Origin of the sequence: Cellulophaga sp. BC115SP (genome assembly GCF_009905545.1) — a bacterium.
Classification (GTDB): Bacteria; Bacteroidota; Bacteroidia; order Cytophagales; family Spirosomataceae; genus Flectobacillus; species Flectobacillus rivi.
The window spans coordinates 308,939-328,334 of the sequence record NZ_JAAALB010000001.1 but is presented as its reverse complement, the minus strand read 5'-3'; the positions used below and the strand labels follow the sequence as shown (position 1 = coordinate 328,334).

Sequence of the window (19,396 nt, the reverse complement as noted above, 5' to 3'; positions counted from 1 at the left end):
TACACAATACAAATTAATTCCAGCCGCCGCCGAGTGCTCTGTAAGCATTTACAAAAGCATTCATTTGGCGCATTTTTGTTTCAATCAATTCCATACGTGATTCTAATACGTCACGTTGGGTCAACAACACTTCCATATAATCTGCTCTAGCCGACTTGAAGAGTTTGATAGAGATTTCCGTAGATTGTGTAAGTGCATCTACTTGATTAGCCTTCATGTTGAAGTTCTTATCCAAGTTATCAATGTTTGATAATTGGTTTGTTACCTCAATACAAGCATTCAACACCGTTCTTTCAAACTCGATGATTGCTTTGATTTGCTTGGCGCTAGCGGTATTATAGCCAGCAATCAAGGCATATTTGTTTACCAATGGACCTGCAATATCGCCAGCCAATGAGGTAATCAATGCTTGAGGTAGATTGACCAAATACAAAGGATTGTAAGATCTAAAGCCCAAACCAGCACTCAAACCCAAAGAAGGGTAGAAGTTGGCTCTCGCAATACTTACGTCTAGTTTCGCAGCCGATAGTTTCAACTCTGCGGCTCTTACATCTGGACGGTTGATAATCAATTGCGAAGGCAAGCCAGCATATATCTTTGTTGGTGCCAAAGTGTTGAAATTGTCCGAACTTCTATCGACATGTTGAGGGTAACGTCCCACCAAGAAGTTGATTTTGTTTTCGGCTTCAACAATTTTCTGCTGAATTTCATACTGTAAACTTTGCGTTTTGAATACCTCAGCCTCGAATCTGCGCACAGCTAGTTCAGTAACTTTAGCTGCTTGTTTTTCTTGTCTGATGATATTCAAGGCATTGTTCAAAATCTCGATGTTTTGCTTGATAATAGCCAATTGGTTGTCTAATGCCAACAACTCGTAATAAGAGTTAGCGATTTCGCCTACCAAATTGGTTACCAGAAAGTTTTTGCCTTCAATGCTTGCGAAATAGTTTTGTGCAGCTACTTTTTGTGCGTTACGCAATTTGTGCCAAATATCCACTTCCCAACTCGCTCTTGCGCCCACCATCATATCAGGCAAAACCTCTGGAGTTCTTACGCCAGGACGGATTTCAGACATATCGTCTGCCGCACCTTGACTGGTATATCTCGAAACCTTGTCTACACCCAAGCCACCGCCAAGTTTTACAAAAGGAAGGTATTCCCCTTTACGAGCATTGATTTCGTTGCGCGAAATTTCAATTTCTTGTAAAGTAAGATTCAATTCCTGATTGTTTAACAAAGCTGTATCAATCAAGGCTTCCAATTTTGGATCAGTGAAAAACTCTTTCCACTTGATTTTAGCCACATTGGTCGAGTCGCTTGTACCGCCATTATAAGTAGCAGGTGTATTACGATTTTCTGTTTTAGTCACAGGTACCAAAGACTTTGGTACGCAGGCCGCTACCATCATCAGTACACAGCCCGTTGCTAAATAATTGATTTTTCTTATATTATTCATCGTCGTTACTGTCGTCTGGTTGAGGGAATGAATCTAATTGATGAACAAGGTTTTCTGTCAATGAGTCGTTCTCTTCGTCTTTGATGAGTTTGCGACCTTCTGCCATTGAACCAAAGATATAATACAAGCCTGGCACAATGATTACCCCGAAGATGGTACCGAATAACATACCACCCAATGCCGAAGCACCAATTGTTTTGTTACCAATTGCACCTGCACCATGTGCCAATACCAATGGAATCAAACCTGCAATGAAGGCAAATGAAGTCATCAAGATTGGACGGAAACGAACTCTAGCTCCTTCGATAGCAGCGTCGAGTACTGTTGCGCCTTGGTGGTGTTTTTGCATGGCAAACTCTACAATCAATACGGCGTTTTTACCCAACAAACCAACCAACATAACCAAACCAACTTGTGCATAAATATCGTTGGCTAATCCCATTGATTTAATCATTAAGAATGAACCAAATACCCCTGCTGGTAACGATAATACTACCGACAATGGAATAATAAAGCTTTCGTACTGAGCAGCCAATACTACATAAACGAAGGCCAATACGATAAGGAAGATATAGATAGCTTCGTTACCACGTCTAACTTCATCGTAAGAAAGGGCAGCCCAGTCAATATCAAATCCGTGTGGCAATGTTTCTTTGGCAACTTGTTGTACCGCCGCAATCGCCTGACCCGAACTAAAACCTTTAGCAGCACCACCACGAATCGCTGCTGTGGTGTACATGTTGTAACGGTTAATTTCGTTTGGACCTTGCATTTTTTTGATTTTCATGAAAGATGAGAAAGGAACCATTTCGTCACGGTTATTTTTCACATACAATTTCATGACATCCTCTGGCAATTGTCTAAACTCTGGCGAAGCTTGTACGAATACTTTAAAGAAACGTTGGAATTTGATAAAACCTAGTTCGTATGTACTACCAATCAAGATAGACAAAGTGTTCATGGCATTACCAATTGATACGCCTTTTTGCATAGCCAATTGGTTGTCAATTTCTAGTTCGTACTGAGGATAGTTGGCACTAAAGAAAGTAAACAAACCTGTAAGCTCAGGACGTTTTTCTAGGGCTTTCATGAAATCATTTTTCACATTTTCCAATTGGTTGTAGTCACCCGAGTTAGTTTTATCCAACAATTGTAGGGCAAAACCACCCGCTGCACCATAACCAGGAACCGCTGGTGGATCGAAGAATTCGATGGTCGCTCCAGGGATTTCATGTGCTTTTTCTTCTAACTCATAAATGATTTCAGAAACAGAGTGATGACGTTCATCCCATGGTTTTAAGTTAATCAAACAAGTACCCGCGTTCGAACCACGACCTTCGGTAAGTACCTCATAACCAGCCAAGGCTGATACCGATTGAATACCTTCTACTTTTTCAGCAATTTCTTGAAGTTTACGTGAAATATCGTTGGTACGCTCCAATGTTGACCCTGGAGGTGTCTGGATAATGGCATAAATCATACCTTGGTCTTCACTTGGGATAAAACCAGAAGGAAGGTTTGATGCAATACCAGCGATACCAAGCACAAATACAATCCACAATACAACAGTAACTAGTTTGCGGTGAGCAATTACCTTCAATATATTCACATAGAAGTTTGTCAGCTTTTCGAAACCTGCGTTGAAAACATCCAAGGCTTTGTCTAAGATATTTTTCTTCTTAGGCTTACCATGATTATTTTTCAAAATCATAGCACAAAGTACTGGCGTTACTGTAAGGGCAATTACCCCCGAGAGAATAATTGAACTCGCCATTGTAATAGAGAACTGACGGTAGAAAATACCTACAGGACCACTCATAAATGCTACTGGTACGAATACCGCTGTCATCAACAAAGTAATCGCAATAACGGCACCACTAATCTCACCTAATACTTTTCTTACGGCCTTATAAGGGGACAGATGTTCCTCTTCCATCTTGGCATGGACGGCCTCGACGACGACAATGGCATCATCCACTACGATACCGATAGCCAATACTAAGGCAAACAAGGTGATCATGTTGATGGTCAAACCAAACAACTTGATAAAGATGAATGCACCAATCAATGAAATAGGTACTGCAAGCGTTGGAATCAACGTTGAGCGCCAGTCTCCCAAGAACACAAATACTACTAATGCCACAAGAATGAAGGCATCGCGAAGGGTATGAATTACGTTTTCGGTAGAAGCATTCAAGAAGTTAGATACGTCATAACTGATTTGATAGTCCATACCTGGAGGGAATGACGACTTTTTCAGTTCATCTAATTTATCTTTAACACTCTTGATTACATCACTCGCATTTGAACCATAAGTTTGTTTCAAGACAATCGCCGCTGAAGGATAACCATTTAGGTTGGAGTAAATATCATAATATTCACTACCTAGTTCTACCTTGGCAACATCTTTTAACCTCAGGATTTCCCCGTTGGGATTCGAGCGGATAATGACATCTTGATATTGTTCAGGTTTGTTAAAACGTCCCTGATACGTCAATACATATTCGAGCGCTTCGGCGCGTTTACCATCGGCACGACCAATACGACCAGGCGAACCAATCACACTTTGGTCACCCAAAGCTTCCATGATTTCGTCTGCTGAAACGTTGTAAGCACGCATACGGTCTGGGTTCAACCAAATACGCATAGCGTACTGACGGCTACCCAATATACGAGCCTGACCGATACCATTCAAACGTTGTAATTCAGGAATCATGTTCACCCCAGCAAAGTTGAACAAGAATTTCATATCCGCATTTTTGTCTTTCGAGTAGAGGTTGACATACATCAACATACTGTTCATTACACGGTTTACAACAACCCCTTCACGTTGTACCAAGGTCGGAAGGCGGTTCAATACTTGGGCAATCCTAGTATTTACCTGTACAAGGGCTTGGTCGGGGTCGGTACCTAAGTTAAATACAATTTGAATGTTGGCTTCACCCGCAGAGGTAGCATCGGAAGTCATGTAGCGCATACCCCAAACACCGTTGATAGCCTGCTCAAGGGGAATAAGCACAGACTCGGTAAGTACTTTGGCACTAGCACCAGGATAAGATGCACTTACCATTACTACTGGAGGTGCAATTTCTGGGAATTGTGAAGTAGGGAGTGTCTTCAAAGACAAAATCCCCATAAAAACGATGACGATCGATATTACTATCGCTAATACCGGTCTCTGTATGAATTTACTAAACATATTCTTCTTGAAGTTTTTGAATACACAAGTGATTGAAGTAAGTATTGAAAGAGTTGAAGCTGAGTGAATTGGTGGTTATGAGTCACAACCACCTCATCCATAACCCAATGCGTGCGAATTCCAGAACTCACGCATTAAGAATTCACTCAAGCATAATAGTTAACTCTCACAATTTCTACTATTATTCAGCATACACTCTTAAGTGCGAAATCACTTTTTGTGGATCCTCGTAATCGAACTTAATCTTATCGTTGTCTCTCACTTTCTTAATACCTTCAAGAAGTATTTTTTCATCACCTTTCAAACCTGATTTGATGATATAGATATCTGGCAATTCAGCAGCAATAGTAATTTCACGTGATTTTACCGTATTATCTTTATCAACAACAAACACATATTTTTTCTCAAGTACTTCGAAAGTAGCTTTCTGTGGAATGATAACGGCATTTTTCAATGGAGATTCCATCAAAATACTACCAGTTTCACCATGTCTCAACAATTTTTCTGGGTTTGGAAACGTAGCACGGAAAGCGATGTTACCTGTTTCATTGTTGAAGTCAGCTTCAATCGTTTGAATCACACCCGTATGAGAAAATATATCTTGATTGGCCATTTTCAATTTTACCACAGGTAAAGTTGTTCCTTTTGACTTTGTTTTTAAGTCAAGATATTGAGATTCAGGCACATTGAAATAAACCCACATTTTGCTGTTGTCTGAAAGTGTTGTCAACAAATCACCGTCATCCAACAAACTACCTTCACGTACAGCGAAGTGGTCCATGATACCATCAAATGGTGCTCTGATTTCAGTAAAGCCTAAGTGTACTTTTGCCAAATCCATTTCAGCTTTTGCTTTGTCCCATTTTGCTTTTGCCAAGGCTAATTCGTTTTTAGAAACAATATTACTTTCAGCCAACGACTTAGTGTTTTGGTATTCGATTTCAGCAAAATTTGCTTCAGCTTGTGCTTTTTGGAACTCAGCTTGGTATTGCAAAGGAAGAATTTGGAACATCAACTGTCCTTTCTTCACAAACTGACCTTCATCAACATAAATCTTTTTTAAGTAACCCTTTTCTAAAGCACGCAACTCGATGTGCTGAATCGCGCGAATCTGGCTCACAAACTCGTGAATGGCGGTTGTGTCTTTTTTTAGCGGGCTGGTTACAAGAAGTTTGATCTCTTCTTTCTTTTCTTCCTCTTTTTTAGAATCGCAGCTAGTATGGCATAGCATCACAGCCACACCCATTAGGATGAGAATTTTTTTCATGATTTTGTATTGTGAAATTGTGAGATAGATTACTGTAATCAGTTCTAGAAGCAATTTAGGCAATAAGTATAGGCAAAGTCAATACCTAAACATACTGTCTTAATAATCACTTACTTAGGAAACTGAAACAATAGTTGGAATGAGGACGGGAGCATAACCCCCAAAAGTATCATCTCATAGTCTAATTACACGAAAGACTATGAATAACTTATTAGGAGTTAATTGTAAAAGGTTCTTATCGTAATAAGAAAATTGAGGACTGCGAAGTTGGATTAAACGGTGATACCAACTAAAGAAAAGAGAAGCAATGGCATTGCCACCTTGGATATGTTCTGACGAAGCTAAAATGGCTTCATCCTCTTCGACTTCTTTTTCATTAGCATCAAAAAATACTTTTTCTCCTCTTTCTGAAACAGGTACAGAGAATACAGGACTTTGGTGCGAGTCAAGAAGTGCGTTGTGAAAAGACGAATTTGAGGTAGAAGAAGACACAATATTCTCTCCTTCCTTGTGCGAGCGAGCCATCAACTGGTTCGTGAAGCTCAACACGAGGATAACTAGTGAGAAGAGATATTTTACAAACGTCTTGTTCATTTGATGCGAAAAGTAGTGTGTTGAAATAACACTTGCAAATGTTTTAACTCAAATTTTTTATTAAGGAAACAAGAATCTTGTATTAGTTATATTATATCCTTATTTCTTATTAAAAATACTTGTGAGTCTAAATTTTTTTGTACTTTTTCAGTATCTACAAAAACTTCAAATTGAGCTAGAAGGGCGAGTATACAAAGAAGTAAAAAAGCGAAGCTTTTAAGTGTTTGAAATATAGTGAGTTGACTTTTGTATGTGGCACTATTAATTCAATCTGTATGCTGTGGTCGCTCTTTAATTTAGCTCAGTTTTTATTCCAAGTAGTTTTAAATCTTGGATTTGTCCAATCTAAACTTTCAGTCAAATATAACCCAAATCTAGTTTTTGTTCAATATTTGACCTCAATTTAAGAAGCTTTTGTTTGTTGAGACTCATTCCGTTTCTAAAGGTTTAATGCACGATTAAAAAAAAGTAAGATTTTTATCAAAAAATGTTCATCAGTAATATATAACCTTATGAAATGGCTTTTTGGGAGCTAAAAACTGCTTAATTAAACAATTGGCGATAATTCAAAGGCGTCATTTTTTTCATCTTTCTAAATTGTCTATTAAAATTAGAAACATTCTGAAAGCCTGATTCAAAGCAGATATCTGCGATAGAAATATCTTTTTCCTGAAGCATTTTGCAGGCATGTTCAATCCGAATTTCGGTCAAGATATGGCTAAACGTCTCCCGAGTTCGATGCTTGAAATATCGACTAAATGCCGATTCGCTCATATTGACCAAACTGGCAACTTGTTCGAGATGAATTTCATGTTGAAAATTTTGCATCATATAAGCAAATACCTGTTTGATTCTTGCCGATTCCTCTGAGTTGTTGATGGTAATGGTATAAGAGTTCAAATACTTAATCGTAGTTTCTTTGCTCATCTGATTGAGTATTGATAAAAAACTTAACAATTTGTCCATACCTTCCAGTTGACTAAGTGAGGCAAGTATCGGTTTTATTTGCTGACAAAACTCTTTACGAAATTGAATCCCTCGCTTAGCGTTTTCTAACAATTCCCATACTTTATGATTTTCTGGTTTTAAGAAAAAGTCATTTCCTAAAAAATCTTCTGTAAAATGTATCACAACCGATTGCGCCATTTCTGAAGACTTACCTTCCATAAAATCACTATCATTTTTGTAAAAATGTGGTACGTACGAGCCAATAATTACTAGATCGTCGGGTCCAAATTCCTCAATACTTGTACCAATATATTTTTTGCCAGTGCTCGATTTCATCCAAACGATCTCAATTTCTGGATGAAAATGCCAAGGCGTTGGAAAAAACTGGCAGGATTGCTCAAATATGTTGAACGATAAACCCGAAGGCTTATTAATCTTCAGTAACTGTGGTTTCATGGTATTGATTCTACATATTTCTAACTAAAATTGTCAAAAAAGTATTGAAAATTAGAAGAATTGGTAAATAATTACTTGTATTACTTTGATACATTTGTGTAAATATTTAAAGAAAATTTTGAATAAAATTTACTATGAAAAATATTATACCTTATTCATTAAAGACGATTTTTACTATTGGTTTAGTAAATATTTGGGGAGTAGGATATGCTCAAAATCCCCAACAACCTTACTTGGGGCATAGAACAGTACCCATTTTGACGGTTGGGAAATTAAAGTTTAAAGACCTGAACAAAAATGGGAAACTCGACGCCTATGAAGATTGGCGATTACCCATCAATACCCGAATCCAAAACCTTATAAGCCAAATGACTTTGGACGAAAAGGCTGGTATGATGCTTATTAGTACAACCCGTATGGCCGGTGATTTTGCTTTCGAACAAGGTAAGCCGAAAGGACCTATTACAAGCGGTTTTAACGAGGAAGATTTGGTTCAAAATATCAATATGTTTAGTCGAAAGCCTTTGCCATATCCATTGCTATCGGCATCGGGAACGACCAAGGGTGTGAAAGAAAAACACCTGCGAAATTTTATTTTGCGTGCCAACACCGATGCTAAAACGATAGCAGAATGGTCTAACAATCTGCAAGCACTTACCGAAGATACTCGTTTGGGTATCCCAGCGATTGTGGCGTCCAATCCTCGTAATCATATTACCAGAGACAACTCTGTGGGCTTGAGTGTAGGTACAACCGTGTTTTCCAAATGGCCGGGAGAACTTGGTTTGGCAGCTATGCATGATTTGAAATTAACGCGCCAGTTTGCTGAAATTGCCGCTCAGGAATGGAAGGCTGTGGGACTTCGCAAGGGCTATCAATACATGGCGGATTTGGCGACAGAACCTCGTTGGCAACGAATAGAAGGCACTTTTGGCGAAAATGCCGACTGGGCTGCTAGCATGATTTTTGAAGTGGTGCAAGGTTTTCAAGGAAAAAAACTGAATCCCAATTCTGTGGCACTTACAACCAAGCATTTCCCAGGAGGAGGACCTCAAGTGGAAGGTCAAGATCCGCATTTTGATTTTGGGAAAGACCAGCATTATCCTGGAGGAATGTTTGAATACCATCTCAAACCATTTATTGCGGCTATTAAAGCGGGTACTTCTTCGATGATGCCCTATTATGCCAAACCTATCAAAACTGAATTTGAAGAAGTTGGTTTTGCTTACAGCAAAGCTATTATCACAGATTTATTGAGAAAAAAACTAGGTTTTCAAGGTATTGTCAACTCAGATACTGGACCTATCGAAATGATGCCTTGGGGCGTAGAAGGGCTTTCGATTTTGGAGCGTTATCAAAAAAGTTTAGACGCTGGCGTTGATTTATACTCTGGTTCTGCCGACCCAAGTTTATTGATAGAAACGGTTAGAAAAGGGCTTGTTAGCGAAAAACGTATTGATGAATCTGTTTCGAGAATTTTGAAAGAAAGATTTGAATTAGGACTTTTTGAGAATCCTTATGTAGATGCCGAAGCGGCTCAAAAAACAGTAGGAAATGCCAATTTTCAAAAAGTGGCAGATATCGCTTTAAGAAAATCGATTGTGGTGTTGAAAAACGAAAAGGTTTTACCAATCAAAGCTAAAACTAAGGTATATTTTGAAACGTATTTGGAGAGTGGCAAAAATAATCCTCATTATGTGTATCAACCAAAATCTTCAGCGGATTATGCGGTAGAGTTTGTGAAAACACCTGAAGAAGCCGATCAGGTTATTGTTTGGTTGATGCCAGGAACAGCAGGTGGCTTATTTGGTTCAACAGGAGCACCAATTGATTTACGTCTTTCTAAAAACTTAATTGATGTTGAATATGTCAACAAATTATTAAAGTCGGGTAAATCAAGCACACTTTGTGTCAATTTTACGAGTCCTTGGGTAATGGAAGAATTGGCGCCAAGTAATGCATTGTTAGCTACTTTTGGTACAACTCCCGAGGCTATTTTGGATATCGTGCTAGGCAAATTTAAACCTTCTGGTAAACTTCCATTTTCCATTCCTGCGTCATCTAAAGCAGTGTTAGAAAATCTATCAGACGTTCCAGGTTTTATGAAAAAAGGAGACTATGCACTCTATAAATTTGGAGATGGCTTACAAGCATTGAAATAAGGTTAATATTTGGATAATTAGTTGTTACGTCTTGCTCGTTTGAATAAAGCGAGCAAGATTTTTTTTGAAAAAATATATCGTTAAATTTGTATATCGCAATATTGCGATATAGATTTGTATTGTCTTTAAAATTTGCCAAATCGTATGACAGATATTAAAAATAATATACCTGTTCGTGCCATGAAAGAAAGTGATTGGACAAGTGTCGCTAATATCTACCAAGCAGGTATGGATACCGATATGGCTACATTCGAAACACAAGTGCCTTCGTGGGAGAAATGGGATAGTGGGCATTTAAAAATCTGCCGTTTGGTCGTAGAACAAGATCATAAAGTTATTGCTTGGGCTGCTCTAAGCCCCGTTTCTACGAGAGCTGTCTATGCAGGAGTTGCCGAATTGAGCATATATGTGGCAACTGAGTCCAAGGGTAAAGGTCTTGGAAGTATCCTAATGAGTCGAGTGATAGAAGAAAGCGAAAACGCAGGGATATGGACGCTCCAGTCAAGTATTTTTTCAGAGAATACCATTAGCATTCATTTGCATCAAAAGGCAGGTTTTAGGATAGTAGGGTATCGGGAAAGGATTGCTAAAAGAAACGGCATTTGGCGCAATACCTATATCCTAGAGAGAAGAAGCACCAGAGAGTTTTGAGTGGTGAATTGTGAATGATGAATGAGGGCTGTACGAAGGATTTTTGACTATTGTAGATTTGGGATTTCCGATTTCGGAAATAAAGTAAAATACCTTTAATTTTTACAAAGTATATATGATTATACTTCCGAAATCCAACATCCGATATAAACAGTTTCTATAATCCTTCGTATAAGCCTAATGATGATTTGTGAGTTAGTGCTTAAGAAGGTTTTTATCTTGTTCAAAAGAGTTCTTATTCATTGTTTTTTAACGTGTACTTGCAACCCTTGCGGTTGCCATTTTGAAGGTGGAAACTGCAAGAGTTACCACTACATCAATTTTATTTTGCGTCATCACTCAACATTCAGAATTTATATTTTAACCAACATTTCTAATGATGATTTTCAGTCCAATTCAAGATTTAATTGAAGCCTCAATTGCTCAATTTGATACGATTTCAGAAGAAAGAAAAGCTCTTCTGACACAAATTTCAAGCTATATAAGCGCACAGGTAGCTAATCAAGAGCCTGTGAGATTGGTATATATATGTACACACAATTCTCGCAGGAGTCATTATGGGCAAATTTGGGCTGGTGTGGCGGCCGCTTATTATGGTATTCCACAATTGGAAACTTATTCGGGTGGAACTGAAGAAACAGCTTTTAATGAAAGAGCAGTTGCGGCATCCGAACGTTTAGGATTTAGAATAGAGAAAACTACAGATGGCGCTAATCCTGTCTATCAAGTCTATTTTGCTGATGATGTAGCGCCTGTTACCGCATTTTCTAAAAAGTATGATAGTGATGCTAATCCAAAGGCTGGATTTTGTGCTGTAATGACCTGCAATAGTGCCGACAAAAATTGTCCTGTAGTATTTGGCGCGAGTGCAAGAGTTGCAACGCCTTACGAAGACCCCAAAGCCTTTGATGGCACTCCTGAAGAATTTGCCATGTACGAAGCCAGAAGCAAGCAAATCGCTTTGGAGACACTATATGTGTTTTCTTTGGTAAAATAAAAATCGCTCACTCATTCAATCACTCAATTAACATGGGTATTACAAAAACAGATTTTTTTTCTGAAGAGCAAAATGACTTAGCCATTATGTTTAAGGCCATTGGTCACCCTGCTCGAGTAGCTATACTAGACTATCTCTTGAAGGTAAATGCTTGTATTACAGGCGATATCGTTAATGAGCTTCCTTTGGCACAACCTACGATTTCTCAGCATTTGAAAGAACTCAAAAATGCAGGATTAATCAAAGGTGCTATTGAAGGTAATGCTATTTGTTATTGTATCGACGAAAAAGGAGTCGAGAAGCTTCAACGTTATTTTGGAAATATTCTCTCCACGCTCAATAGCCGTAAAGGTTGTTGTGAATAAAATTGCATTAATACGCTCTAGGCTATAAGCCGTAAGCATTAGGCAAAAAAGTTTCTATTACTTCATGAGAAATACTATTTAACTTTTTGCCTACCGCATAAAGCCTAGAGCTTAAAGCGGGTAAAATTTAAGATTGGGCTTTGGGCTTTCAGGTAACGGCTTTCGGCGGTGGGCTTTGGAAAAAAGCATGGCTGTGGTTATTAAAAAACCTTTTAACACTCTTTGCCTTGTGCCTGTTGCCTAGTGCCTACACACATAGCTTAAATCTTATTCTGCACGATTACTTATTTTCATCAAAACGCATAAAATCATGAAACTTTCAGAAGTAAAACAACATTTAGCAACTGCCGAATCGGTAAATTTTCAATTAGCAAATGGCACTTTTGTACCAGAACATTTTCATGTAACAGAAGTCGGACTAATCACCAGACATTTTATTGATTGTGGTGGAGTAGAGCGTATCGAGAAGATTATTAACTTCCAATTATGGGATGCAAATGACTTCGAACATCGTTTGAAACCACAAAAGTTATTGAATATCATCGCATTATCCGAAAATAAATTAGGTATTGGAGATTTGGAAGTAGAGGTTGAGTATCAGTCTGATACCATTGGGAAGTATGGATTAGGATTTGATGGCACAAACTTCCAATTGCTACCGAAGAAAACAGCTTGTTTGGCGCAAGATGCATGTGGCGTCCCTGCCCAAAAACCTAAAGTTCGCTTGAGTGATTTGCAAGCAAGTCAGTCAGCATGCTGCACGCCTGGAAGCGGATGTTGTTAAAAATGTTTAATCTAACTTCTTCGCATCATCAGGACTAAGTCTTTGGCATTGAGGTTAACAAGATTGATAAGAAACAATTAATATTTTGGCTTAGGGCATAAAGCTTATAGCCTAGAGCAAAAACGATACGAAATGTCTGCAAATAATTGTGCCCCAGTTGTAGAACGCAAGCAACTAGGTTTTTTAGATAGATATCTGACTCTTTGGATATTCTTGGCGATGGCGATTGGCGTTGGAATCGGGCATTTTTATCCTGAATCCTCCAATTGGATTAACTCATTTTCGAGTGGAACGACCAATATTCCATTGGCAATTGGCTTGATTTTGATGATGTATCCTCCGCTTGCGAAAGTGAAGTACGAAAAAATGGGAGAAGTCTTTTCCAACATAAAAGTATTATCAGCGTCATTGGTACTGAATTGGATTATTGGACCCATTTTTATGTTCCTCCTTGCTGTTACCTTTCTCAAAGAATATCCTAGTTATATGGTTGGATTGATTTTGATTGGACTGGCCAGATGTATTGCTATGGTGGTAGTTTGGAATGATTTAGCTGATGGAAGTCGTGAATATGCCGCTGGACTCATTGCCCTAAATAGTATTTTTCAAGTGCTATTGTATAGCGTTTATGCGTACATTTTTATCGGAGTCTTGCCCACTTATTTTGGTATTCAAGGATTGAATATTGAGGTAAAAATGAGTCAGATTGCTGAGAGTGTGGGGATTTATCTGGGGATTCCTTTTGGTTTAGGACTGTTTAGTAGATGGATTTTGATTAAAACCAAAGGCGAAACTTGGTTTCAAGAAAAGTATGTTCCTATGATTTCGCCGATTACTTTGATAGCGTTATTGTTTACCATTGTGATTATGTTTAGTCTCAAAGGTCAACTTATTGTACAGATTCCGATGGATGTGGTACGTATTGCTATTCCTCTGGGGATATATTTTGCGGTAATGTTTGTGGTAAGTTTCATTATTGGAAAAAACTTTGGCGCAGATTATGCCAAAAGTACTTCTATCGCCTTTACCGCAACTGGAAACAATTTTGAATTGGCGATTGCCGTAGCAATTGGCGTATTTGGCATCAATAGTGGCGAAGCTTTTGCAGGTGTTATTGGACCATTGGTAGAAGTTCCAGCCTTGATTGGATTGGTAAACTTAGCCTTTTGGTTTAGAAAAAAATGGTACACTTAGGTAGAGTGCTGAATTTCGAGTGCTGAGTTTTGAGTGTAATTTTATGACTTGCCTAGTTCGAGACTTAGTCTCGGACTAGTGTTTGTTTCAGTTTATAAACTGTTTAAAAAATGAGTCCAAGACTAAGTCTTGAACTAGAAATTTTCAGACATCAAGCTATGAATACCGTACAACTTGGCTTAAAAGAGAACTGGAAGCAATTTTCGATTCTTGTCATCATCAATGCCTTTGTGGGAGGGATGATAGGGTTGGAGCGTTCGGTCTTGCCACAATTGGCTGAGAAAGATTTTGGGATTTCCTCTAAAACTGCTGTGTTTTCATTTATCATTGCCTTTGGTATCACGAAGGCAGTCTGTAATTATTTTACAGGAAAACTGGCTAATCTTATTGGGCGAAAAAATCTTTTGGTGATAGGTTGGGTATTTGCCTTGCCTGTACCTTTTATCTTAATCTATGCCAACAATTGGAACTGGGTTATCTTGGCAAATATCTTACTGGGTATCAATCAAGGCTTGGCTTGGAGTATGGCGGTGATTATGAAAATAGATTTGGTTGGTAGTAAAAAAAGAGGTTTAGCGGTAGGAATCAACGAATTCGCAGGATATGTGTCGGTTGGTATTGTGGCGTTTTTGACAGGATATATTGCCAATACCTACGGAGTTAGACCATATCCTTTTTATCTGGGTATAGGTTTTTCGATCATGGGTTTATTGCTTTCAGTACTTTTTGTCAAAGATACTCGTCTACATGTGGGGCAAGAAAGTACCCAAAGCACGATTCCTTTACTCAAAAATATTTTTCTGAATACATCTTTTACTCATAAATCCCTTAGCGGAATTACGCAAGCAGGTTTGGTCAACAATCTTAATGACGGGATGGTTTGGGGGCTATTACCCATTTTATTACTCAGTAAAGGATTTTCGCAAACAAATATCGGTATTCTTACAGCGATATACCCGATGGTATGGGGCTTGAGTCAGCTTTTTACGGGGAAGCTTTCCGATGTGTATTCCAAGAAGATGTTGCTTTTTGGAGGAATGTTGTTTCAAGGTATTGCTATTATGGGTTTAATCAAGGCCAATTCATTCGTGATGTTTGGAGGAATAGGTATCCTTTTAGGTTTGGGCACAGCTTTGGTATATCCTACTTTTATCAATGCTATTGCAGATTATACACATCCTTCACAAAGAGCCGAAAGTTTGGGTACTTTCCGTTTCTGGCGTGATTTGGGCTATGCGGCAGGGGCTTTGTTGACAGGTATTTTGGCAGATTATTTCGGTATAGAAATGTCTATCTTATTGATTGGTATTCTTACGATTATTTCTTCTTTGGTCATATTGGTTCGTGTTGGAAAACCTTTTACAATTTGAAAATTTGGTAATTTGAAGATTTGAAAATATGTTTTATTAGATACCCAATAACTGAAAGCCGATAACCGATAGCTCAAAGCCTAAACTCACCCTTAACATTAATTTAACATTGGAATACATATTAGTTAATATTGGCGATGTAAGTTTGTACCATGAAATTCTGGAAACATATCGTCATAACCCTAATCACACTCTTTTCTATTAGCACAAGAGAATCGGTGATTAGTCATGAGCACAAGCTTGTTCATGCTACGACGAAATCTGTTTCTCATCATTCCAACCAGCATGCTGTAAAACTACTGAGTGTAGTAGATAGCCAAACTAATGCTTCTCTTGAAAATATAGAGTCAGACGATACTGATGATATTCAGGAAGTTAAAGCGTCGATTGCTCGCGAAATAGAAGCTATTTCTTTTTCGTTTCAACCATTGTCAAAAACATTGGTTACACAGCTAAGAAGTCTATTTAAGTTTGGACGCTACATTTTGTTTTTACAACTCCTCATTTAAGATTTTCCTACATTATTCTAATCACATTTTCTTGCATTCATCTTGAATGCAACATGGTATTTCTTTATTCACTCTTTCGTAAAATCATGAAAACGAACGTTTACGCTAAACAACTTTCACAGTTGTTGACAGTTATTGCTGTATTTTTCTTAAGCATGACTGCAATCCAAGCTCAAGTAACAACATCTTCTATTTCTGGAAAAGTAAAAGATAAAACTGGTCAGGAAGTACCAGGAGCGTCAGTTATCGCTACCTATTTGCCAACAGGTGCCAAATACGGTGTAGCTTCTAGTGGTGATGGTCACTTTACTATTGCTAACATGAACCCAGGCGGTCCTTACAAAATCGTTGTGACGTTTGTAGGATACCGTTCGCAAGTAGTAGAGGGTATTACACTCAATTTAGGTTCAAACTCTAACGTTGATTTTGTACTTCAAGAAGAAAGTACGTCATTGGCTGAGGTTGTAGTAAAAGGCGAAAAAGGTGGGGCTAAATTAGGTGCAGGCACTAATTTGGGCGAAGCTCAAATCAAATCATTGCCAACCTTGAGCCGCAGTCTTACCGACATGACTCGTATGACGCCACAAAGTGCCAACAACTCTTTTGCAGGTACAAACTTCCGTTACAACAACGTAACAATTGATGGTACTATCAACAACGATGCGATTGGTTTTAGCCCATCTTTGGGTGGACAAGGTGGTACTTCGGGTATGCCTGGAAGTAGTACTCGTACCAATCCTATTTCTTTAGATGCGATTCAAGATATTCAAGTATATATTGCTCCTTACGATGTAAAAATCGGTAACTTCACAGGTGGTTCTATCAACGCTGTAACGCGTAGTGGTACAAACGATGTAACAGGTTCGGTATATGGTTTTGGTCGTAATGCAACAATCACTGGTCCAAACAACGCTGGTGATGGTGCTAAAATCCCAAGTAGCTATTATGACTACCAAACAGGTTTTAGAGTAGGTTTGCCTTTGATTAAAAATAAATTGTTCTTCTTTACAAACGAAGAAATCACTCGTCGTCAAGAACCCCTTTTCTATGGTGCAGGATATAAAGATGCCAATGGAAATACGTTATCGTTGATTGATGCAGCAACGGCTCAAAAAATCTCTGATTTTGTAAAAACAAACTACGGTTTTGATGTAGGTACGGCAGGAGATTATAACATTTCTTCAAGAAGTAATAAATTCTTCAACCGTTTGGATTGGAATATTTCTGACAAACACCAATTGTCACTTCGTAACAACTATATTACCTCTGAAGCGACCAACTTGGAAAGAGATGCTGCTAACTTCAGATTTGCGAGTATGGACTTCAAACAAGTGAACAATCAAAACTCTACTGTAGCAGAATTAAAAAGCCGTTTTGGTAATGCTTCAAACAGTTTGATTTTGGGTTATTCAGATATTCATGACTACAGACAGCCATTGAGTGGTAACGTATCGATGCCACAAGTGGAGATTGCTGTAAACGGTGGAACAGTATTTTTCGGTAACGACCGTGAGGCTACAGTATTTAACATGCGTCAAAAAACATTTGAAATTACGGATAACTTTACTTGGTTTAGAGGAAAACACACTTTCTTAGTAGGTACGCACAACGAGTTGTATTCAATCAATTATGGTTTTGTTAACTCTTGGAATGGTCGTGTATCTTACAGAAGTTTGGATGAGTTTTTTGCGGGAAAAGTAAACCGTGTTAGAGGTTCATATAGCTTTACAAACAACGACCGTGATTATAACTTCGACAATCCTTATGCGAAATTCAACGTAGGAATGTACAGTGTATATGGTCAGGATGATATTCAAGTAAATGACCGTTTGAGATTATCTCCAGGTTTACGTTTTGACTTAGCAACTACAGATTCTCCATCGATTAGTTCGGCTACTAAAAACACAGCAATTGACAAAAATGCAGGAACTACTTACACATCAACGCCTTTATCACAAATTAATAATAAGATCTTTGGACAGGTATTAGTTTCTCCACGTATTGGGTTCAACTATGATGTAAATGGTGATAAATCGGTTATCGTACGTGGTGGTAGTGGTATTTTCACGGGTAAAATTCCATTTGCTTGGTTAGGATATGCCTTCTACAACGACGGTGTTGGTTATGGTTCATTTGACGTAAACAACTTGGCAACAAAATCAGGTGTAAAAGGCGATGTATTGAAAGATGGTGCTAAAACTTTCGCTTTCAATAACGGTCAAGGAAACCAAACACAAGTGGACGTAGTAAGTAATAACTTCAAAATGCCACAAGTTTGGAGAAGTAGTTTGGCGGTAGATTATAACGTAAAAGGTTATAAAATTACCTTGGAAGGGATTTATACCAAAACAATCAACGACTTGAAATTCCAACAAGTTAACTTGAAAGACTCGGTTACTTATTTCTCTTATGATACTCAGCACCAAATGCCAGTATATTTGTCGGGTGGTTCGACAGGGCAAAAAGTGAATTCTTCATTCTCGAATGCTTATATGTTGTCGAATACTTCACAAGGATACCGTTATAGCTTAACAGCGCAAATTGCTAAAACATACTCATTTGGGTTGAACGCTTCAGTAGCTTATACTTACGGACAATCTTGGGATTTGACCAACGGTATTCGTAACTCAATGGAATCTAACTGGCAGTTGAACCAGTCATTGACACCAAATGATCCAGCATTGGCTCACTCAAACTTTGATATTCGTCACCGTATTATTGCTTCTTTGGGTTATAGAAAACAGTGGAACAAAAATCACGCAACGCAGTTCTCGGCAGTAATCAATGCTCAATCAGGTAATCCATTCACATGGGGTTTTGTGAACTCAACGATTGCTAACACTCCACAGGCTGCTGGTTTAGCGTATGTGTTCAAAGATGCAACAGAAGCCACAAAATACATGGTTGATTACAAAGATGCTAGCGGTAACACGATTACAGCAGCTCAACAAGCACAACAGTTTATGGATTTTGTAAACGGCGATTCTTACTTGAGTACTCGCAAAGGAAACTTCACAGAACGTAACACTGGTAGAACTCCTTGGAATACAACAGCCGATGTACGTTTGATGCACGACATTAATATTACTACAGCAGGAAAGAAATCTCATACCTTACAGATTTCACTAGACGTTATCAACTTTACTAACTTGTTGAATAGCGAGTGGGGAAGAATCTACTTCGTATCAAATACATTCAACTCAACAGCTAGTATTGGTTTAGTGCGCAAAAACTCAGGTACAGCTACAGACCCAACTTACAACTTTATCAAACCAACTACAGCACCGTTCTCAGTTGACCAATTATCGTCACGTTACCAAGCTCAGTTAGGGTTGAGATACTCGTTCTAAGCTTTAAGGGAATTCACTACAATAAACCACCGATCTGTCAATTAAAGACATCGGTGGTTTATGTTTGCTATAATTGAATTTTGAACTCATTAAT

At 38.4% G+C, this 19,396-nt stretch carries 14 protein-coding genes; 9 read left to right on the top strand and 5 right to left on the bottom strand.

The window, feature by feature from the left end; translation table 11 throughout:
• Positions 1-13: 13 nt before the first annotated feature.
• From GVN22_RS01345 to GVN22_RS01325, 5 genes are all read right to left on the bottom strand, one after another.
• Positions 14-1,456, bottom strand: coding sequence for a TolC family protein (locus GVN22_RS01345; RefSeq protein ID WP_166549262.1), 1,443 nt, complete (start codon positions 1,454-1,456; stop codon positions 14-16).
• A complete protein-coding gene (locus tag GVN22_RS01340; protein ID WP_166549261.1) occupies positions 1,449-4,655 on the bottom strand; it encodes an efflux RND transporter permease subunit in 3,207 nt (1,068 codons plus the stop codon). The genes GVN22_RS01345 and GVN22_RS01340 overlap by 8 nt, the downstream gene beginning before the upstream one ends.
• 181 nt (positions 4,656-4,836) lie before the next feature.
• Positions 4,837-5,922: an efflux RND transporter periplasmic adaptor subunit gene (locus tag GVN22_RS01335; protein ID WP_166549260.1), complete on the bottom strand. Its 1,086-nt coding sequence runs from the start codon at positions 5,920-5,922 to the stop codon at positions 4,837-4,839.
• A 174-nt stretch (positions 5,923-6,096) separates the two neighbouring features.
• Positions 6,097-6,516 carry a hypothetical protein gene (locus GVN22_RS01330; protein WP_166549259.1) on the bottom strand — a complete coding sequence of 140 codons (420 nt, stop codon included), beginning with the start codon at positions 6,514-6,516 and terminating at the stop codon, positions 6,097-6,099.
• A gap of 543 nt (positions 6,517-7,059) precedes the next feature.
• Complete coding sequence (locus GVN22_RS01325) at positions 7,060-7,920, bottom strand: AraC family transcriptional regulator (RefSeq protein ID WP_166549258.1); 861 nt, start codon at positions 7,918-7,920, stop codon at positions 7,060-7,062.
• Positions 7,921-8,054: 134 nt separating this feature from the next.
• Here GVN22_RS01325 and GVN22_RS01320 point away from each other — a divergent pair, with 134 nt between their 5' ends.
• The 9 genes from GVN22_RS01320 to GVN22_RS01280 all read left to right on the top strand — a co-directional run bounded on the left by GVN22_RS01320 (position 8,055) and on the right by GVN22_RS01280 (position 19,302).
• Entirely contained in the window at positions 8,055-10,082 is a 2,028-nt protein-coding gene (locus tag GVN22_RS01320) for a glycoside hydrolase family 3 N-terminal domain-containing protein (protein WP_166549257.1), read from the top strand.
• 144 nt (positions 10,083-10,226) lie between these two features.
• Positions 10,227-10,733 (top strand): GNAT family N-acetyltransferase, encoded by a 507-nt coding sequence (locus GVN22_RS01315; protein ID WP_166549256.1) that lies wholly within the window; start codon positions 10,227-10,229, stop codon positions 10,731-10,733.
• 376 nt (positions 10,734-11,109) lie between these two features.
• The gene (locus tag GVN22_RS01310) at positions 11,110-11,730 is read left to right on the top strand and encodes a protein-tyrosine-phosphatase (protein WP_166549255.1); all 621 of its coding nucleotides are present in this window, start codon (positions 11,110-11,112) and stop codon (positions 11,728-11,730) included.
• 32 nt (positions 11,731-11,762) lie between these two features.
• On the top strand, positions 11,763-12,095 hold the full coding sequence (locus GVN22_RS01305) for a helix-turn-helix transcriptional regulator (RefSeq protein WP_166549254.1): 333 nt from the start codon (positions 11,763-11,765) through the stop codon (positions 12,093-12,095).
• Positions 12,096-12,405: 310 nt separating this feature from the next.
• The gene (locus tag GVN22_RS01300; RefSeq protein WP_166549253.1) at positions 12,406-12,879 is read left to right on the top strand and encodes a DUF6428 family protein; all 474 of its coding nucleotides are present in this window, start codon (positions 12,406-12,408) and stop codon (positions 12,877-12,879) included.
• Between the two features lie 132 nt (positions 12,880-13,011).
• On the top strand, positions 13,012-14,073 hold the full coding sequence (gene arsB, locus GVN22_RS01295) for an ACR3 family arsenite efflux transporter (protein ID WP_166549252.1): 1,062 nt from the start codon (positions 13,012-13,014) through the stop codon (positions 14,071-14,073).
• 110 nt (positions 14,074-14,183) lie between these two features.
• Positions 14,184-15,443: an MFS transporter gene (locus GVN22_RS01290; protein ID WP_240915541.1), complete on the top strand. Its 1,260-nt coding sequence runs from the start codon at positions 14,184-14,186 to the stop codon at positions 15,441-15,443.
• A 152-nt stretch (positions 15,444-15,595) separates the two neighbouring features.
• The gene (locus tag GVN22_RS01285) at positions 15,596-15,952 is read left to right on the top strand and encodes a hypothetical protein (RefSeq protein WP_166549251.1); all 357 of its coding nucleotides are present in this window, start codon (positions 15,596-15,598) and stop codon (positions 15,950-15,952) included.
• An 86-nt stretch (positions 15,953-16,038) separates the two neighbouring features.
• Entirely contained in the window at positions 16,039-19,302 is a 3,264-nt protein-coding gene (locus GVN22_RS01280; protein ID WP_166549250.1) for a TonB-dependent receptor, read from the top strand.
• Positions 19,303-19,396 lie beyond the last annotated feature (94 nt).